Source organism: Aquimarina algicola (assembly GCF_006443095.1).
Lineage (GTDB): Bacteria > Bacteroidota > Bacteroidia > Flavobacteriales > Flavobacteriaceae > Aquimarina > Aquimarina algicola.
Genome location: NZ_VFWZ01000005.1, coordinates 438,454 through 455,965, shown reverse-complemented (window position 1 = coordinate 455,965; position 17,512 = coordinate 438,454). Strand labels below are relative to the sequence as shown.

General features: G+C 31.7%; 18 protein-coding genes. 9 read left to right on the top strand and 9 right to left on the bottom strand.

Features of this window, described 5'->3' with window-relative positions:
- Nucleotides 1-179 precede the first annotated feature (179 nt).
- From uvrB to FHK87_RS17710, 6 genes are all read left to right on the top strand, one after another.
- Nucleotides 180-2,186: an excinuclease ABC subunit UvrB gene (gene uvrB / locus FHK87_RS17735; RefSeq protein ID WP_140595104.1), complete on the top strand. Its 2,007-nt coding sequence runs from the start codon at nt 180-182 to the stop codon at nt 2,184-2,186.
- A 48-nt stretch (nt 2,187-2,234) separates the two neighbouring features.
- A complete protein-coding gene (locus tag FHK87_RS17730) occupies nt 2,235-2,579 on the top strand; it encodes a 5-carboxymethyl-2-hydroxymuconate Delta-isomerase (protein WP_140595103.1) in 345 nt (114 codons plus the stop codon).
- A 98-nt stretch (nt 2,580-2,677) separates the two neighbouring features.
- On the top strand, nt 2,678-3,163 hold the full coding sequence (rraA, locus tag FHK87_RS17725) for a ribonuclease E activity regulator RraA (protein WP_140595102.1): 486 nt from the start codon (nt 2,678-2,680) through the stop codon (nt 3,161-3,163).
- Nucleotides 3,164-3,371: 208 nt separating this feature from the next.
- Entirely contained in the window at nt 3,372-4,751 is a 1,380-nt protein-coding gene (locus FHK87_RS17720; RefSeq protein ID WP_140595101.1) for a S41 family peptidase, read from the top strand.
- Nucleotides 4,752-4,926: 175 nt separating this feature from the next.
- A complete protein-coding gene (locus FHK87_RS17715) occupies nt 4,927-6,063 on the top strand; it encodes an alpha/beta hydrolase-fold protein (RefSeq protein ID WP_140595100.1) in 1,137 nt (378 codons plus the stop codon).
- A gap of 20 nt (nt 6,064-6,083) precedes the next feature.
- Complete coding sequence (locus tag FHK87_RS17710) at nt 6,084-6,419, top strand: hypothetical protein (protein WP_140595099.1); 336 nt, start codon at nt 6,084-6,086, stop codon at nt 6,417-6,419.
- A 60-nt stretch (nt 6,420-6,479) separates the two neighbouring features.
- Here the strand turns inward: FHK87_RS17710 and FHK87_RS17705 are convergent, their stop codons facing one another.
- The 4 genes from FHK87_RS17705 to FHK87_RS17690 all read right to left on the bottom strand — a co-directional run bounded on the left by FHK87_RS17705 (nt 6,480) and on the right by FHK87_RS17690 (nt 8,738).
- The gene (locus tag FHK87_RS17705; RefSeq protein WP_140595098.1) at nt 6,480-6,665 is read right to left on the bottom strand and encodes an Arc family DNA binding domain-containing protein; all 186 of its coding nucleotides are present in this window, start codon (nt 6,663-6,665) and stop codon (nt 6,480-6,482) included.
- Nucleotides 6,666-6,668: 3 nt separating this feature from the next.
- The gene (locus FHK87_RS17700) at nt 6,669-7,523 is read right to left on the bottom strand and encodes an SPFH domain-containing protein (RefSeq protein WP_140595097.1); all 855 of its coding nucleotides are present in this window, start codon (nt 7,521-7,523) and stop codon (nt 6,669-6,671) included.
- Between the two features lie 146 nt (nt 7,524-7,669).
- Entirely contained in the window at nt 7,670-8,104 is a 435-nt protein-coding gene (locus FHK87_RS17695) for an Hsp20/alpha crystallin family protein (RefSeq protein ID WP_140595096.1), read from the bottom strand.
- 232 nt (nt 8,105-8,336) lie between these two features.
- Nucleotides 8,337-8,738 carry a TerB family tellurite resistance protein gene (locus tag FHK87_RS17690; protein WP_140595095.1) on the bottom strand — a complete coding sequence of 134 codons (402 nt, stop codon included), beginning with the start codon at nt 8,736-8,738 and terminating at the stop codon, nt 8,337-8,339.
- 117 nt (nt 8,739-8,855) lie between these two features.
- Here FHK87_RS17690 and FHK87_RS17685 point away from each other — a divergent pair, with 117 nt between their 5' ends.
- Both FHK87_RS17685 and FHK87_RS17680 read left to right on the top strand, forming a co-directional pair.
- Nucleotides 8,856-9,122 carry a DUF1456 family protein gene (locus FHK87_RS17685; RefSeq protein ID WP_140595094.1) on the top strand — a complete coding sequence of 89 codons (267 nt, stop codon included), beginning with the start codon at nt 8,856-8,858 and terminating at the stop codon, nt 9,120-9,122.
- 210 nt (nt 9,123-9,332) lie between these two features.
- A complete protein-coding gene (locus FHK87_RS17680) occupies nt 9,333-12,596 on the top strand; it encodes a S41 family peptidase (RefSeq protein WP_140595093.1) in 3,264 nt (1,087 codons plus the stop codon).
- A 42-nt stretch (nt 12,597-12,638) separates the two neighbouring features.
- On the opposite strand, the gene FHK87_RS17675 is transcribed toward FHK87_RS17680, so the two are convergent.
- From FHK87_RS17675 to FHK87_RS17665, 3 genes are all read right to left on the bottom strand, one after another.
- Nucleotides 12,639-13,145 (bottom strand): cupin domain-containing protein, encoded by a 507-nt coding sequence (locus FHK87_RS17675; RefSeq protein ID WP_140595092.1) that lies wholly within the window; start codon nt 13,143-13,145, stop codon nt 12,639-12,641.
- An 85-nt stretch (nt 13,146-13,230) separates the two neighbouring features.
- On the bottom strand, nt 13,231-14,424 hold the full coding sequence (gene sucC, locus FHK87_RS17670; protein ID WP_140595091.1) for an ADP-forming succinate--CoA ligase subunit beta: 1,194 nt from the start codon (nt 14,422-14,424) through the stop codon (nt 13,231-13,233).
- Between the two features lie 137 nt (nt 14,425-14,561).
- Nucleotides 14,562-15,197, bottom strand: a complete 636-nt coding sequence (locus FHK87_RS17665; RefSeq protein WP_140595090.1) for an LON peptidase substrate-binding domain-containing protein — start codon at nt 15,195-15,197, stop codon at nt 14,562-14,564.
- Between the two features lie 155 nt (nt 15,198-15,352).
- Here FHK87_RS17665 and lysA point away from each other — a divergent pair, with 155 nt between their 5' ends.
- Entirely contained in the window at nt 15,353-16,585 is a 1,233-nt protein-coding gene (gene lysA, locus FHK87_RS17660) for a diaminopimelate decarboxylase (RefSeq protein ID WP_140595089.1), read from the top strand.
- 131 nt (nt 16,586-16,716) lie between these two features.
- On the opposite strand, the gene FHK87_RS17655 is transcribed toward lysA, so the two are convergent.
- Together FHK87_RS17655 and FHK87_RS17650 are read right to left on the bottom strand one after the other, a co-directional pair.
- Nucleotides 16,717-16,941, bottom strand: coding sequence for a DUF3820 family protein (locus FHK87_RS17655; protein WP_140595088.1), 225 nt, complete (start codon nt 16,939-16,941; stop codon nt 16,717-16,719).
- Between the two features lie 24 nt (nt 16,942-16,965).
- The gene (locus FHK87_RS17650; RefSeq protein WP_140595087.1) at nt 16,966-17,502 is read right to left on the bottom strand and encodes a DUF922 domain-containing protein; all 537 of its coding nucleotides are present in this window, start codon (nt 17,500-17,502) and stop codon (nt 16,966-16,968) included.
- Between the last annotated feature and the right edge of the window lie 10 nt (nt 17,503-17,512).

The following is a 17,512-nucleotide window of genomic DNA, read 5'->3' as shown; positions in this document are numbered from 1 at the left end:
AGTACAATTGAGAAGTACGGATTATGGGACAAAAAGTACGATTTACTTTTTATTTCGTATTTACTTCTAACTTTATACGTATTAACTTCTAACTTTTAAAATCTCCATAATTTATAAGTACAACAACACTTAGCAAAAGCTAAATTTCCTATCTTTATTCTGAAAAAGAAAACGAAAATATGAAGTTTGAAATTGAAGCTGAATTTAAACCTACAGGAGATCAGCCAGAAGCTATTCGACAGCTTGTTGATGGTATAAAAACTGATGAAAAATATCAAACATTATTAGGAGTAACAGGATCAGGAAAAACATTTACTGCTGCAAATGTAATCGAAAGCGTACAGCGCCCTACTCTTGTACTTGCCCATAACAAAACCCTTGCTGCACAGTTGTACTCTGAGTTTAAACAGTTTTTTCCAAAAAATGCAATAGAGTATTTCGTTTCTTATTATGACTATTATCAACCAGAAGCCTATATTCCTACTTCTGGTACCTATATAGAAAAAGATCTTTCTATTAATGAAGAGATCGAAAAAATGAGATTGAGCACTACCTCATCATTATTATCAGGAAGAAGAGATGTATTAGTCGTAGCCTCTGTATCTTGTTTATATGGTATTGGTAACCCTATTGAATTTCAAAAAAATGTGATTTCTATTGCAAATGGTCAATTTGTATCCAGAACAGCATTATTACATCGATTAGTACAAAGTCTATACTCAAGAACTGAAGGAGAATTCAAACACGGTAACTTTAGAATCAAAGGAGATACAGTAGATATTTTTCCGGGATATGCCGATGATGCTTTTAGAGTACATTTTTTTGGAGATGAAATTGAAGAAATTGAGGCATTTGATGTGCAAACCAATAAAATCATAGAAAAATATGACAGACTCAATATCTACCCGGCAAATATGTTTGTGACTTCACCAGAAGTACTCAATAATGCCATTGATCAAATTGCTTTAGATCTTGGAAAACAGGTAGAATATTTTAGAGAAATCGGAAAACCACTAGAAGCCAAACGTCTGGAAGAACGTACAAATTTTGATCTCGAAATGATTAAAGAACTTGGGTATTGCTCTGGTATTGAAAATTATTCAAGATACCTTGATGGGCGACAGCCAGGAACAAGGCCTTTCTGCTTGCTAGACTATTTTCCAGATGATTATTTGATGCTTGTCGACGAAAGTCATGTAACCATTCCGCAAACACATGCGATGTATGGTGGTGACCGCTCTAGAAAGGAAAATCTTGTTGAATATGGTTTTAGACTTCCTGCTGCTTTGGATAATCGTCCTCTAAAATTTGAAGAGTTTGAAGCATTACAAAATCAAGTGATCTATATCAGTGCAACACCAGCAGACTACGAATTACAAAAAAGCGAAGGAACTTATGTAGAACAAATCATAAGACCAACAGGCTTATTAGACCCAGAAATAGAAGTACGCCCCAGTTTGAACCAAATTGATGATCTCATCGAAGAAATGCAAAAACGAATCGATGTGGATGAACGTATTCTAGTCACTACACTTACAAAAAGAATGGCAGAAGAATTAGCCAAATATCTAACAAGAATCAATATTCGATGTAGATACATTCATAGTGATGTAGATACTTTAGAACGTGTAGAGATCATGCAAGACCTGAGAAAAGGGATTTTTGATGTACTTATAGGTGTTAACCTATTAAGAGAAGGATTAGACTTACCCGAAGTATCACTAGTTGCAATTCTTGACGCAGATAAAGAAGGTTTTTTAAGAAATAATAGATCCTTAGTACAAACTGTAGGTAGAGCTGCACGAAATGTAAATGGAAAAGCAATCATGTATGCTGATAAAATAACCGATAGTATGCAAAAAACTATTGATGCTACAGAATATCGAAGAGCAAAACAAATTGCTTATAACACCAAACATGGATTAAAACCAAAAGCTATTAAAAAATCGCTTGATAATGCGCTTGCAGGTAAAAAAGCAGAACCTTACACCTTTGAAACAGCTCCAACATTACAAGCAGCAGAAGAAGAAGTGACATATTTCACAAAAGAGCAATTGGAAGCACGTATCAGGAATGTTCGCAAAGAAATGGAAAAAGCAGCCAAAGAACTTGATTTTATGACTGCTGCCCGTTTACGTGATGAAATAAAAATGTTACAAAACAAAATACAAGATCAAAAAGTATAAGTCTTATTACCACTATTATCAAACAACTTTATAAATCAAAAACATATAATGCCACATTTTATCTTAGATTGTTCAGCCCAAATTCTTGAAATCAAAACTCCTGAAGAAATTATACAAACAGTTTACAACACTGCAGATGCTACAGGTTTATTTGCCAAAGGTGATATCAAGGTGAGAATAAACCCTTTTATACACTATACTGTCGGCAATACACAAGATAATTTTATTCATGTATTCGGAAATATAATGCAAGGTAGAACAGATGAACAAAAAGCAGTTCTTTCTCAAAGTATTGTAAGTTCTCTTAAAAATATGTTTCCTAGTGTACCTATAATATCTATGAATATTAGAGATTTTGAAAAAGCTTCTTACGTCAAAAAGGACATGGTTTAATATAATGATATCAATACAAAACCAAAATAGTTATATCGTGTATTGATTTTTCAAAAACTTATCCTGTTCAAGAATACATTAATTATAATAATAACGCCATGAAAGTAGTAACTGCAGATTTATGGGATCAATACTCAAAAGAGTTAAAAATATTGAACTTAGAGCTAAAAAGTTATGGTAAGAAAACAGCTTTTTGCGGAGAAGTTGTTACGCTTAAAGTATTTGAAGATAACTCCTTTGTAAGGAAAACATTAGAAGATTCGGGAAAAGGAAAAGTCCTAATTATTGATGGAGGAGGCTCAAAACGATGTGCATTAATAGGAGACAACATAGCAAAATTAGCCAATGATAATAACTGGGAAGGAATTATTGTATACGGTTGTATCAGAGACTCAAAAGTAATCAACGAAATGAATGTAAGCATTAAAGCTATAGGAACATGCCCTGCTAAAAGTAGTAAGAGAAATGTAGGAGTATCAGGAGAAATGCTCATAATAGAAGGAACTCAAATCAACCAGGGAGAATATGTATATTCTGATGAAGATGGTGTTTTATTATCAAAAAGAAAATGCGATAGTATCTAGAATACAATAGACTTCTTTTCTATCAAATCATTCTAAATATTTCCTTTAAATTTCAATATACACACCAAAAATCTTAAGAATACATTCCTAAAGCTGCAGAAGCTTTTATTTGCTTTCAAAATGTCTCTATTCTTAGCATTTTTGTCCTTTCCTATAGTCAATGTTAATATTAGGTTTGTTTTTTATTTAATTAAACACTGTCTTAAAAATGAAAAATTTAACCTTTATACTTCTTCTTTTATCGATAACATTATATGGGAGTAAACAAGAAAAAAAGAAAGAGTACATATGTCTTCCCTGTAAGGATTCTTGTGATTTAGAAATTTTTGACCATAACGGACCTTGCTCCACCTGCAAAATGGAATTGGTTGAAAAAGGAACATATAATAAGACACTGACAAAAGATCAGATCACAGAAGATTTTACTGTCTTGATAACAACTTTAAAAAATAATCATCCAGGCATTTATGATTATCAAAGTGAAAATGATTTTAATCAAACCATTACATCTCTTAAGGCACAAATCCCATCTGCAAAAAATGTGTTGGATGAATATAAAATTATGAGTAAACTCATTTCTTCTGTAAGTGATGCGCACACTTATGTTATGAATCCTTATTATCAGAATATCTTACAGGAAGAATTACTATTTCCAATCATTCCAAAAGTTGATAATAATAAAATTTTGATTGATGGGGAGCGATTAAAATCGATCAATGGATATCAAGAAGAAGAAATATTGAATCGATTACAAGCATTTTCTAATAGTGATGGCAATACAATTCCCTATAAAAATGCTTTTATAGAAATGGAATTCCCTATCAAATATTTCACATTCATAGATAATTCTCAAACCTTCGAAGTTGTCTTAGCAAATGGCAAAACAAGAACATTAGAGGGAAAATCTTTTTTCAAAAGTGGATTAAGAAACAAACAATCAAGACCATCTTTTAGTGTAAATGGTAATAATGCTATTCTCAAAATTCCTTCTTGGGAAGATGAAACAGCCACATCTTTTAATAGAAACCTTGATGAAATGGCAAAAAATTCTACTCTCGGAAAATTTATCAAGAAATCATTAGAAACAACAATAAAAGCTCAAACCAAACATTTAATCATTGATTTAAGGGGAAACAAAGGAGGAAAAAGCGGTCCTGCTGCTATTCTCTTAAGATATTTGATTAATAAACCTTTTGCATACTATAACCAAATAAAAGTTTCGTCAGACTCTTTCCCAACAAAGAAGCATATTACAAACAAGGAACTTGTTGCATTTTATGAATCTGAAGATTCTAAAAAATTAATTACTAAAGTTGAAGGTTCATATTTTTTCAAAAAAGAACTACTCCCTACAATTTTGCCTCAACTCGATAGTTTTTCAGGAAGTGTCGAAATACTTGTGGACAAATACTCTCTTTCGGTAAGTACTGATGTTGTAGCGATTCTTAAAAAAAATCGTGAAGTCAAAATTACGGGAGATGAAATCGGAGGAAGTTTAGAACATTATTGTGCAGGAAACTACATCAACCTTAAGCTTCCTAACTCTGGTATAGAAGTAAATATACCATTACAACGATTAGCATATTGATTGGATACACTTGTGGTTTGATAAAGTATGTTTTTTTGAGATTATTATTACTTAACTATTCATGAACTGAAAAAGATGCAAAAAATAATTATATTACAAACACCTCTTTGTATAACAGTGTTTATATATTAATTTTCATAATCAGTTCAAAAAGATAAAGTAAAAAGATAATTCTATGAAACCACTATTCATCTTCAGTATATACTTTTTTATAACTATTACTTGTATTGCTCAACAAGATAATTCTCAGGTTACCATAGGTGTTACTCATACAATTAAATCCTCTATCTTAGATCAAGATAGAACAATTCAAATTTACACTCCAAATAGTTATTCAAGCTCAGAGCAAAAATACCCTGTACTCTATATTTTAGACGGACAATGGTATTTCTCAAGTGGTGTATCAATTCAAAAAGCATTGCGAACCCCAAGTACAATCCCAGAAATGATTGTTGTTGGTATCAATAATAGTAACCCATTAAGAAGAACATTGTTTGGAGATGAAAACAAAAAATTTACTGATTTCTTAACTAGCGAAGTAATACAATATATTGATTCGAATTATAGAACCAATAGAGAACGTATTATTTTTGGATGGGAAAATGCAGCTTATTATATAAGTAAACTAATTTTGAAAAATAATCAAGTTTTTACAGGAGCAATCATAACTAATGGCGGATCTGCTTCTGAAGATTTAATTAAAACGTTTACATCTGAAAAAGAGATTTACCTATTTATGGCTAACTCCAAAAAAGATATTTATAACATCAACGAAACTGAAGCATTCTATGAATTATTAAAAAAGAACAATCCTAAAAATCTAATTTGGAAATACGAGTTGTTTAATGATGAAATGCATGTAAGCTTACCACATCTGTCACTATATAAAGGATTGCGATATTATTATCACAATTATGACTCCCCTATTTTTGAAAGCATCCAACAATATATCGAATCAGGAGAAATGAGCTATCTGAATACCTATTTTAAAGAACGAGCAAAACGATTTGGTGGTGATGGGCAAATAACCGACAAGACAAAAAATAGATTAATTTGGTTAGCCTGGAACAGAAATGATTTTAAATATTTTAATATATTCATGACTGAATTCGAAGATGTTCTAACAACAAAAAGATACGACTCCGCATATTGGCAGAATCGTTTTGGACAATTTTATTTGAAACATAAAGATTACCAAAACGCTATAAAATACTTCAATATAGGCCTTGCTAAGTATCCCAATTCTGAATATGAAGAAAAAATGCAACAGGGTATTGCTTTGGCAAAAAGTAGCAAGGATAAACCAAAATAAATCTAAAATAACTGATCCACATGAATTTAAATAACAGAAAATTTGTAGCTGTAGAAAATAAAAATGGATTATCCTCAAACGAAACTATTTTTTGTTATTTCCAAAAAGGAAGCACTATTACAGGAAAATATAATGGCGGAGCTATATTAGAAGGGTCTATTATTGGTAAACAAACATCTGATTCTCAAATCGAACTTTTATTTCAATGTTTAACTAAAGATGGTGAATTAAAGGTTGGCCAATCAAAAGGCTTGATTACAAAAGACCAAAGCGGAAAACTAGCATTAAAATTTAATTGGAGTTGGCTAAATGGAGATCTATCAGACGGAAAATCAGAATATGTTGAGATAGAATAAAAATTACATATAACGATAATAATTTATTCTTTCTCTAATTCAAACAAAACAACAGGTTTTCTATTCTTTTTCTTTTGATTCGTTTTCGTTTTTAGAAAGTTTTAATCGCTTAGCCTCCTTTAAGCTTTTATGAATCATCCATTCTATTTGTCCATTTACACTTCGAAATTCGTCGTCTGCCCATTGTTCTATTAACTTAAAAGTTTTGGGATCTATTCTAAGTACAAATGACTTTTTTTTACTCATAAATTAAGAATGTAAAGTTCCTGTATTAATTACAGGGGTTGCCTCTTTATCTCCACACAATACAACCATAAGGTTGCTCACCATAGACGCTTTCTTATCATCATCAAAATCTATAATATTATCTTGAGATAATTTTAATAAAGCATCTTCTACCATACCTACAGCACCTTCCACTATTTTTTTTCTGGCAGCTACTATAGCTACTGCTTGTTGTCTCTTCAACATAGAATTTGCAATTTCGGGAGCATAAGCCAAATATCCAATTCTAGCTTCCATTACTTTAATCCCGGCAATTGCTAATCGTTCAGTTATTTCATTTTCTAACGCTTCGTTTACCTCGTCCATTCCAGATCTTAAAGTAATCTCTTCTTGAGCATCATCAAAATTATCATAAGAATATGAACCCGCTAATTTTCGTACAGCAGCATCAGTTTGTATTCTCACAAACTCTTCATATTGATCTACATCAAATGCTGCCTTATACGTATCTTCAACCTTCCACACCAAAATTACATTTATTAAGATAGGATTACCTATTTTATCGTTTACTTTAACTCGTTCGCTGTCAAAATTTCTTGCTCTAAGAGAAATTCTTTGTTTTGAATAAAATGGATTTGCCCAAAAGAAACCGTTTTCTCTCACTGTTCCTTTATATGCTCCAAACAATACTAGCACTTTTGAATTGTTAGGGTTTACAATAAAAAAACCTTTCACAATAAATAAAACGGCAATAACAAGAACTAAAAACAAAGGAGTTCTGAAGAGAATAATACCTGCAAACATTATTATAATGACTGCTAATAACAGAAACAGCATCATATACCCATTACTTACTTTTATATTTTTTTCGTTTTTCATTATGATATTATTTTGATATCACAATACTACTAAAAAATTTAGAATTATAAAAATCAAAATGTCATCAAATGAGTATCAAACGAAAAACGCCCTCTTTACAAGGGCGTTTTTACATAACATTAACTAACTAAACATCTCAAATCAAATTATGATATCTCAATATTTCTTTTGGGCTGTACTTTTGCTTCTTCTCTCTTTGGCAATTCAACTAAAAGCACACCATTGTTATACATCGCATTAATACTACTGCTATTAACAGTATCTGGGAGATTAAAGGATTTTTTAAAAGAATTATAGTTAAACTCTTTTCTAGTATATCCTGTTTCCTCTTTGGTTTCATTTTCAGCCTCAATTTGAGAAGAAATAACAAGAATGTCGTTATCCAACTCAATGATAAAGTCTTCTTTATTTAGCCCCGGAGCCGCAAGTTCTAAAACAAATTTGTCATCTGTCTCTTTTACATTTACAGCAGGTGTATTAAAACCTATTCGACTTGTATTTATCGTTCCCCCTAGCCAATCTGTATTAAAAAAATCATCGAAAAGAAAAGGTAATCTGTTTGTTCTTTTTACTACACTCATTTTATTATTTTTTAAAAGTTATTTTCAAATTTTAAATTCAATGAGTGTATTACAAATAGAGTTCCAATAGAAAAAATAAGACATTTTGTCATTTTCATAGTATATAAAAATGACAAAATGTCTTATTTGTTAGAAAATAGATGACAATTATGCGTAAAAAATGATATCGTTAGATAAATTGAGAATCAAATCTAACGATAGAATATAAAACAGTTCAAACAAACGATATCGACTAGTTATAAAATCGACTAAAAATAGCCATCAATTCTTGTGGAGGAATAACTTTATTTGGATAGTCATGCATTCTCTCTAACACAGTATCAATAGCTTCTGGTCTCAACCCCATTTTCAATCCAATATCTTTGATTTGATAAAGTTCTTCTGGTGAAATTTCCTGATCAATATTCATCAACAATACCAATCGATGAAACTGAAGAATACGTTGTGACTCGGGCTGTAGGTTCTTTTTTTCTGCTCTTTCTTTAATTAATTTTTTAATTTCTTCTTCATTAACTCCTAATTGTGCTCCTACAGCTATGATAAAATTATACTCTTGCTCTTTGATTTCTTTGTCGGCTTTTGCAAATTGAATCATTTCGGAAAGCAGACTTAGTTTCTCTTCTTTATTATACATAAAAAACCTTTACTTTTTATCGAAAAATAAGAAAATTATATCAAATCAATTACTTTATAATGAAAGAAACATACTGCATTTTAAATTCATTTTGTAGAAAACCTATAAATTTGCAACATGGGTTTAACAAACAATGATATTTTCAAAAAATTAAGAGTCGCTCACAAGTTACGCGATGATGATATTGTAAAAATATGTGCTCTTGTCGATTTTAAAGTTTCTAAAAGTGAGCTTGGAGCATTTTTTAGAAATGAAAATCATCCTAAATATATGGAATGTGGTGATCAAATTTTACGTAACTTCTTAAATGGGCTTATCATCCACCTTAGAGGGCCTATGCCTGAAAAAAAGGATAATTCTAAAACTACTGCCAATAAAAAATAAGTCAGTAGCATCCTTTAAAAAGATTTGATTTTACTCTATAGTTAAAAACTATTTTGATGAATTGTATACCGATCTATCCTTTTAATACATTGCTCTAAAATTATATTCAAACATTTTAGAAAATGATTAACAATATACTAGATCAAAATACACTAATTTTCAAAGATTTTTGACATATCGTCAAAACTATAATCCAATTCATCAAACATTATGATAAAAATCAACTCTTTGGTGATAAAACTTGCTTTTTTTTCAATTTTTATCACATTACAATCATTTGCGATCGATCCCTCTGATACAAAAATGATGCAACAACCTACTATCAGTCAATCTCATATTGCTTTTATTTATGCAGAAGATTTATGGGTAGCCAACTTAGATGGCTCTCAGCCAAGACGACTCACTATAGATAAAGGGATTGAATCTAATCCTGTATTTTCTCCGGATGGTAAAAGCATTGCTTTTAGTGCAGATTACGATGGCAATACTGATGTATTTATTGTACCAGTAAATGGAGGTGTTCCCAAAAGACTCACCTGGCACCCGGGAATGGACATTACACTTGGGTTTTCTCCTGATGGAAAACATGTCTTATTCAATTCTAGAAGAGCTGTACATACACGTAGATATACAAAATTATATCAGGTTTCTATTACAGGCGGATATCCTTCAGAATTAGAAATTCCTAATGCATGGTATGCAACTTATTCTTCAGATGCAAAACAAATGGCATACACGCCAATTGCAGAAAGATCCAGACAATGGAAAAATTATCGCGGAGGTACAACAGCAAATATTTGGTTATTTTCTTTTGCTGACAAATCAATTGTAAAAATCCCTCAACCTGCCGGAGGAAGCAATGACACACAACCTATGTGGAAGAACGAAGATGTGTTTTTCTTAAGTGACAGAAACGGAGAGTTTAATTTATTTTCATATAATACCAGTTCAAAAACGGTACAACAACTCACTCAATATTCTGAATTTCCTATATTAAATGCGAATTTAGGAGGTGACAACATTATCTTTGAACAAGCTGGACATCTACACATATACAATACTAATGACAAAACAACTAAAAAACTTAACATTGGTATTGCCACCGATCTATTAGAATTACGTGATCGTTTTGTTAGTGGTCATCAACATATTCGCTCTGCACATATATCACCTTCTGGCAATAGGGCTGTTTTTGATTACAGAGGAGAAATTATAACCGTTCCCAAAGAAAAAGGAGATCCTAGAAACATAACATTAACTCCTGGAGCTCACGAAAAATATCCCTCCTGGTCACCAGACGGAAAACAAATTGCTTTCTTTTCTGATGCATCAGGAGAATATGAATTACACATTAAATCGCAAGATGGAAAAGGAGTTTCTAAAAAATTTAAAATCCCAGGCACAGGTTTTTATGCTTACACAAGCTGGTCTCCTGATAGTAAAAAAATTAGCTTCTCTGATAATGGAAGAAATGTATATCTACTAGATATTCCTTCAGGAAAAATTACAAAAATAGATCAAGATGAATATTATGTTCCGGGGCCTTTTAGAAATCTTTTTGGGGATTGGTCATCAGATTCGAACTGGATTGTATACACAAAAATAATTGAAAACAATTTTGAACAAATATTCCTATACTCCATCAAACAAAACAAATCTTTTGCAGTTTCAGACGGATTAAGTAATGCTAGTGATCCTGTATTTGATCCAGAAGGGAAATACCTCTATTTTTCAGCTTCAACTGATGCAGGTCCTATAGTAAATTGGTTTGATCAATCTAATCAAGATATGTCAATAACCAATTCTATTTACTTGGTTACACTACAAAAAGAAGTTATCTCTCCTTTCAAAAAAGAGAGTGATGAAGTTGATAATACGACAACAAAGAAAGATCCTGAGAGCGACAACAAAAAAGAAAAAGAAGACTCCAAGCCGCCTTTTACCATCGATATTGACAATATTCAAAATAGAATTATTGATTTTCCTATAAAAGTTGGTGAATACTATAATTTACAGGCTGGTGAAGCAGGAAAACTATTATACTTATCTTCAAATTCTAGTAACGGAAATACCTCTACCCTACATCAATACGACATCAAAAAAAGAGAAGGGAAAGAGATCATGAAGGCAGATGATTTTTTTGTGTCTTCTGATCGCAAAAAAATGTTGTATCGCAATAAGAATACATGGGGGATTACTGATACAGGAAAAAAACCGGAAAATGGAAAAGGCATTTTAAAAATAAAAGATATTCAGGTTAAAATAAGTCCTACCAAAGAATGGAAAAATATTTTTGAAGAGGCATGGAGAATAAACAGAGATTATTTTTATGATCCAGGCATGCATGGTTCTGATTGGAAAGGGATGAAAGAAAAATATGCTGCATTTCTACCTCATTTAACTACCAGAAATGATTTAAATCGATTAATCCAATGGATGTGTAGTGAGTTATCAGTGGGTCACCATAGGTTACAAGGAAGAGGAGAACAATTAAACATTCCTAAAAGAATTCCAGGAGGCCTTTTAGGTACAGATTATACTATTAAAAATGATCGATATCAATTCAAAAAAATATTTGGAGGGCTTAACTGGAACCCTGAACTCAGGTCACCTTTAACAGAACCCGGTATCAATATAAATATTGGAGAATACTTATTAGCGGTAAATGGAAAAGATCTAAAAAGTTCTGATAACATATTCAGCTATTTTGAAAACACCGCAGACAAAATTACAGAAATCACTGTAGGTCCCAACCCTAATTACAAAAATTCTAGAACAATTAGAGTAACACCTATAGCAAACGAATCTCGTTTAAGAAACCGGGATTGGATTGAAGGAAATCTTAAAAAAGTGAATAAAGCTACCAACAATCAAGTGGCTTATGTATATGTCCCAAATACTGCAGGAGCGGGTCATGAGTACTTTAAGAGATACTTTTTTCCTCAAGCACATAAAAAAGCAATAATAATTGATGAAAGATTTAATGGTGGTGGACAGATAGCGGATTACTATATTAATTTATTAATGAACCCTTATCAATCCCACTGGAATTTTAGGTATGGTAGAGATTTAAAAACACCTAGTGCATCTATACAAGGACCAAAAGTGATGCTCATCGATGAAACTGCAGGATCTGGTGGAGATATGCTACCATGGATGTTTAGAAAGTTTAAAGTAGGTCAATTGGTAGGAAAAAGAACCTGGGGTGGTCTCGTAGGAGTATTAGGCTTCCCTGAATTTATTGATGGAGGCAGTGTAACAGCTCCTAATGTAGCTATATGGACAGAAGATGGTTTTATTGTTGAAAATGTAGGAGTAGCACCAGATATAGAAGTAGAACAACTCCCCTCAGAAGTTATACAAGGTAAGGATCCTCAGCTAGAAAAAGCTATAGAAATCATTCTAAAAGAGTTAGAACAAAACCCTCCTAAAGAATACAAAAGACCTCCATACCCAAAAAGAGCAGCTCACTAAGCTATAAAAAAGTGCCCTATCAATGCAGATAGGGGATTTTTTTTACATTCTTGTATATTGTGTAATGACTTTTTGATGATCCGGATACTGATTGATAAGTTGATCTCTACTTGCCATTTCAAAATCTTCAAAATCAAAACCAGGAGATACTGTACATCCAACCAGTGAATAACTCGATTCATCTTTTACACTAGAAGCAAACCAATATCCTGCCGGCACAACTAATTGTGGAACCTCTCCTTCGTCAAAATTGGTTCCAACTGCATATTTTTTATACACCCCTTTAGGAGTAATGACATGCACATATAATGAAGAACCTTTATAATAATGCCATATTTCGTCTTGTTTTATTCTATGAAATGCAGAAAAATTATCCGAAGTCAAAAGAAAATAAATTCCTGTACAATAACTTCTTTCTCCCGTAAAATTAGCTCCAAGAACACTTTGAGGTATATCCCCTTTGCTTCGATACGTTTCTTTATAAAATCCTCCTTCCGGATGGGGGCTCAAATCTAATCGATCGATAATGTTTTTTAAATCTAAAGACATCTAATCATAACTATTTTTAACACAAAAAGCGATCTAATAAAGATCGCTTTCGTATATAATAAAAGAAATTTACAATTCTTATTTACTATGATAATACTGCTTGAACTTTATCTGCAGCTTCTTGGAATAATACAGCACTCTGAACATCCAATCCACTATTATCAATAAGTTCTTTGGCGATATCAGCATTAGTTCCTTGTAGACGAACAATAATAGGAACATTAATCGCATCTCCCATATTTTTATAAGCATCTACAACTCCTTGTGCTACTCTATCACAACGAACAATACCCCCAAAGATATTAATCAAAATAGCTTTTACATTTGGATCTTTTAAAATAATTCTAAAAGCGGTTTCTACACGTTTTGCATCTGCTGTTCCTCCTACATCAAGAAAGTTAGCTGGCTCTCCACCTGCTTGCTTAATTAAATCCATTGTAGCCATAGCAAGACCGGCACCATTCACCATACAACCAACATTACCATCTAGGTCAACATAGTTAAGCCCTACTTCTTTCGCTTCTACTTCAATTGGGTTTTCTTCTCTAATATCTCTCATATCAACATAGTTTTTATGTCGATATAATGCATTATCGTCAAGAGTAACTTTTGCATCTACAGCCATAATTTTCTCATCGCTTGTTTTAAGAACAGGATTGATCTCAAATAAAGAAGCATCAGATTTAACATATGCTGTGTATAAAGCCATTACAAATTTTGTCATTTCTTTGAAAGCGGCACCACTTAACCCTAAATTAAAGGCAACTCTTCTAGCCTGAAAAGGTAATAAACCAACAGCAGGATCAACTTCTTCTGTAAAAATTAAATGAGGTGTTTCTTCTGCAACAGTTTCTATATCCATACCTCCTTCTGTAGAATACATAATCATGTTACGACCAGTAGATCTATTAAGCAATACAGACATATAAAATTCGTCTGGCTCGCTATCTCCTGGATAATAAACATCTTCTGCAACCAATACTTGATGCACTTTTTTACCCTCTGCAGATGTTTGAGGAGTAATCAAATTCATACCAATGATTTGCTCTGCTATAGATTCTACTTCTTGCAAGTTTTTAGCTAGTTTTACTCCTCCGCCTTTTCCTCTTCCTCCTGCATGAACTTGTGCTTTAATTACATGCCAACCTGTACCGGTTTCTTCTGTAAGCTGTTTAGCGGCTGCAACGGCTTCTTTTGCATTTTGTGCAACAATACCTCGCTGAATACGCACGCCAAAGCTGCTTAATATTTCTTTACCCTGATATTCGTGTAAATTCATAATGTTTTATTTTGCCTTTTTTATAGGAATTTCAAAAATAGGAAAAGTGTAGGTACTGTGCCAATCTTTTAAAATAAAAAACTATTAACAAATCATGTCAAAAATTGTAGTATCAAATTCTTAAGTGGTTTTGAAAATTATACTGTAAAATCTTTGAAATCTAAAGGGTCAAAATTTTTAAAATGACCATTCATTTTAATAACTTCTTTTGCTCTATTCATTTCTCTAACAACTGGGATTGTTGTTTTAAGATGGGCAATAAGATAATTAAGTCTTTCCAATTCATTTCGAAGTGTTAACAAATGATATTCTTGATGTAAAGCTAATCCTATCTTATGAGCAACTTGATAACTTACAAAGGGGATATCAAATACAGGAGGGTTTTCTATCGTCAATTCTACATAAAGAATAGTTATATTACGCAATAACTCTTTCTGTAATTCTTCTGCAGTATTATCATCATCACCTAAAAACTCTACTTCTCCTCCGGCATATAATTTACCTGGGTATTGCTGGTAAAAATTAGTAACTCTAAAAATTCGTGTCCCCAAACAAATAATATCACTTTCACCATTAGGATATCTTTTTACTATTTTTTCTAGCCGTACTTCTGTTCCATAATCGATTTTGTTATTAATAAAAGTAGGAATCCCAAACGAAATATGATTTTCTTCACAATCATTGATTAATTGCTGATATCTTTCTTCAAAGATATGTAAGGACAAGTGTTCTCCTGGAAAAACTACTGTTTGTAAAGGAAATAGAGGTAGCATAATTTTTTATTAAAAATACTAATTAACATGATTCTTATCGCATAAACACAAGTTAAAAAACTAGAAAAAAAGAGTATTCTAATGGATTTTTTTCTTTTGAAGCTGTTAGAATTTCTAATTTATTAATAATTTCGTGGGCTTAAATTAGAAACAAAATGGAAAATGAAAATTTATTAGCTATTGCAAAAGAGTATGGGAGTCCTGTATATGTTTATGATTCTTCAAAAATCATCTCTCAATATAATCGTTTATCAAAAGCTTTTCAAAAGGTCAAACGGTTAAAACTCAATTATGCAGTTAAGGCTTTATCCAATATTGCCATATTAAAGCTAATGAATTCTTTAGGTGCAGGTTTGGATACTGTTTCTATACAAGAGGTACAATTAGGGCTTAAAGCAGGGGTTAATCCCAACGATATTATTTTTACTCCAAATGGTGTATCTCTTGAAGAAATTGAGAGTGTCTCTGCATTAGGCGTACAAATTAATATTGATAATCTATCAATACTGGAACAGTTTGGGACTAAGCATCCTAATGTACCAGTATGTATAAGAATCAATCCTCATGTACTGGCTGGAGGTAATAGTAAAATTTCTGTAGGACATATCGATAGTAAATTCGGTATCTCTATACATCAAATACCTCATATCCTTAGGATTGTAGAAAATACAGGAATGAATATCAATGGTATCCACATGCATACAGGAAGTGATATTCTCGATATTGAAGTTTTTCTATATGCTAGTGAAATACTTTTTGATACCGCAAAGCATTTTAAGAATTTAGACTTTATTGACTTTGGAAGTGGTTTTAAAGTCCCTTATAAAGCAGGCGATATTGAAACTAATATTGAAGAATTTGGAACAAAACTTACAAAGAGATTCAATGATTTTTGTAAAGAATACGGAAAAGAACTTACTCTTGGTTTTGAACCAGGTAAGTTTTTGGTAAGTGATGCTGGATATTTCTTAGCAAAAGTAAATGTAGTAAAACAAACAACTTCTACTGTTTTTGCTGGTATCGATACAGGCTTTAATCATCTTATCCGACCTATGTTCTATAATTCTCATCATGAAATTATAAATATCTCTAATCCTAATGGTAAAGAACGTTTTTATTCTGTAGTAGGTTATATTTGCGAAACGGATACTTTTGCAACTAATCGAAGAATTTCTGAAATCAAGGAAAGTGATATTTTAGCTTTTAAAAATGCTGGTGCTTATTGTTTTTCTATGACTAGTAATTACAACTCAAGGTATCGTCCGGCAGAAGTGCTGTGGCATGAGGGAAAAGCTCATCTAATTCGTAAACGCGAAACTTTTGAAGACTTGATAAAAAACCAAGTAGATCTCGACATCTTTAACGAAATCGAAGAATCGATATCTTAAGTCTAGTCTTATAACAGAATCATTAGATTCATTTATACTTATAAAAAAAGAAAGAGGTATATGGCATATACCTCTTTCTTTTTTTGGTATAATCTCATATCATTATATAATATATAGTGAATAAAAATTAATTAAAATTCTTTAATATTTCTAATCAGATGTTCTAAACCATTAATCTTTAGTTCGTATACCGTTTGTAACTGTTGTCCAAGTGTTCCTTTCGGAAAACCTTTGTTATGATACCAAACTAAGTAATATTCTGGTAAGTCTATAAGGTATCTGTCTTTGTATTTGCCAAAAGGCATTTTTGTATGGGCAAGCTTAACTAAAAAATCTCTTTGAAGTCCAATTTCCATTTCTAAAGTATAAGAGAAAGGATATTAATTAGCATAATCTCTATAATACCACATTAATGTTTCTACTTTCTTTTCCCATTTTTTTTGTCCTTCTTTATTTTTAGAATGATCTGTCTCTTCATCATATCTTTCTTGCATTATTATTCTCATTCTTTCTACAAGTTTATACATTTTATTGAGATCTCTTCTAATGTTTTTTCCTGCTTTATATTCTTTTAATCTCTTTCTCATAATACGAGCATGTAATTCAGAGATATCAAAATGAAGTTGTTCATGGGATAACAGGTCATCAGACATTTGTCCTTTTTTGACCCAAGATAATGAAGGATAACAGAAACTGTCTACTTGATAATTTAATTCTATCGCACCCTTATCTTTACCATATGACCATTGATAAGTAATGCCAGTATTAACGCTTGCATCAAAATGGCTCCCTATATCAGGTCTACCTCTAAAATCAGACCAAGCTAACTCGCTTCTTTCTGTATAAGAGAATTTTCCTACATATCCATTATTGTTGGAAAAAAATAAAATTAAAACAATAGTAAGATATTTACCCATAATTGCAACC

Bases quoted from the DNA above. Each gene is read 5' to 3' on its own strand.
- uvrB (WP_140595104.1), top strand. From the start codon at position 180: ATGAAGTTTGAAATTGAAGCTGAATTTAAACCTACAGGAGATCAGCCA.
- FHK87_RS17730 (WP_140595103.1), top strand. From the start codon at position 2,235: ATGCCACATTTTATCTTAGATTGTTCAGCCCAAATTCTTGAAATCAAA.
- rraA (WP_140595102.1), top strand. From the start codon at position 2,678: ATGAAAGTAGTAACTGCAGATTTATGGGATCAATACTCAAAAGAGTTA.
- FHK87_RS17720 (WP_140595101.1), top strand. From the start codon at position 3,372: ATGAAAAATTTAACCTTTATACTTCTTCTTTTATCGATAACATTATAT.
- FHK87_RS17715 (WP_140595100.1), top strand. From the start codon at position 4,927: ATGAAACCACTATTCATCTTCAGTATATACTTTTTTATAACTATTACT.
- FHK87_RS17710 (WP_140595099.1), top strand. From the start codon at position 6,084: ATGAATTTAAATAACAGAAAATTTGTAGCTGTAGAAAATAAAAATGGA.
- FHK87_RS17705 (WP_140595098.1), bottom strand. From the start codon at position 6,665: ATGAGTAAAAAAAAGTCATTTGTACTTAGAATAGATCCCAAAACTTTT.
- FHK87_RS17700 (WP_140595097.1), bottom strand. From the start codon at position 7,523: ATGAAAAACGAAAAAAATATAAAAGTAAGTAATGGGTATATGATGCTG.
- FHK87_RS17695 (WP_140595096.1), bottom strand. From the start codon at position 8,104: ATGAGTGTAGTAAAAAGAACAAACAGATTACCTTTTCTTTTCGATGAT.
- FHK87_RS17690 (WP_140595095.1), bottom strand. From the start codon at position 8,738: ATGTATAATAAAGAAGAGAAACTAAGTCTGCTTTCCGAAATGATTCAA.
- FHK87_RS17685 (WP_140595094.1), top strand. From the start codon at position 8,856: ATGGGTTTAACAAACAATGATATTTTCAAAAAATTAAGAGTCGCTCAC.
- FHK87_RS17680 (WP_140595093.1), top strand. From the start codon at position 9,333: ATGATAAAAATCAACTCTTTGGTGATAAAACTTGCTTTTTTTTCAATT.
- FHK87_RS17675 (WP_140595092.1), bottom strand. From the start codon at position 13,145: ATGTCTTTAGATTTAAAAAACATTATCGATCGATTAGATTTGAGCCCC.
- sucC (WP_140595091.1), bottom strand. From the start codon at position 14,424: ATGAATTTACACGAATATCAGGGTAAAGAAATATTAAGCAGCTTTGGC.
- FHK87_RS17665 (WP_140595090.1), bottom strand. From the start codon at position 15,197: ATGCTACCTCTATTTCCTTTACAAACAGTAGTTTTTCCAGGAGAACAC.
- lysA (WP_140595089.1), top strand. From the start codon at position 15,353: ATGGAAAATGAAAATTTATTAGCTATTGCAAAAGAGTATGGGAGTCCT.
- FHK87_RS17655 (WP_140595088.1), bottom strand. From the start codon at position 16,941: ATGGAAATTGGACTTCAAAGAGATTTTTTAGTTAAGCTTGCCCATACA.
- FHK87_RS17650 (WP_140595087.1), bottom strand. From the start codon at position 17,502: ATGGGTAAATATCTTACTATTGTTTTAATTTTATTTTTTTCCAACAAT.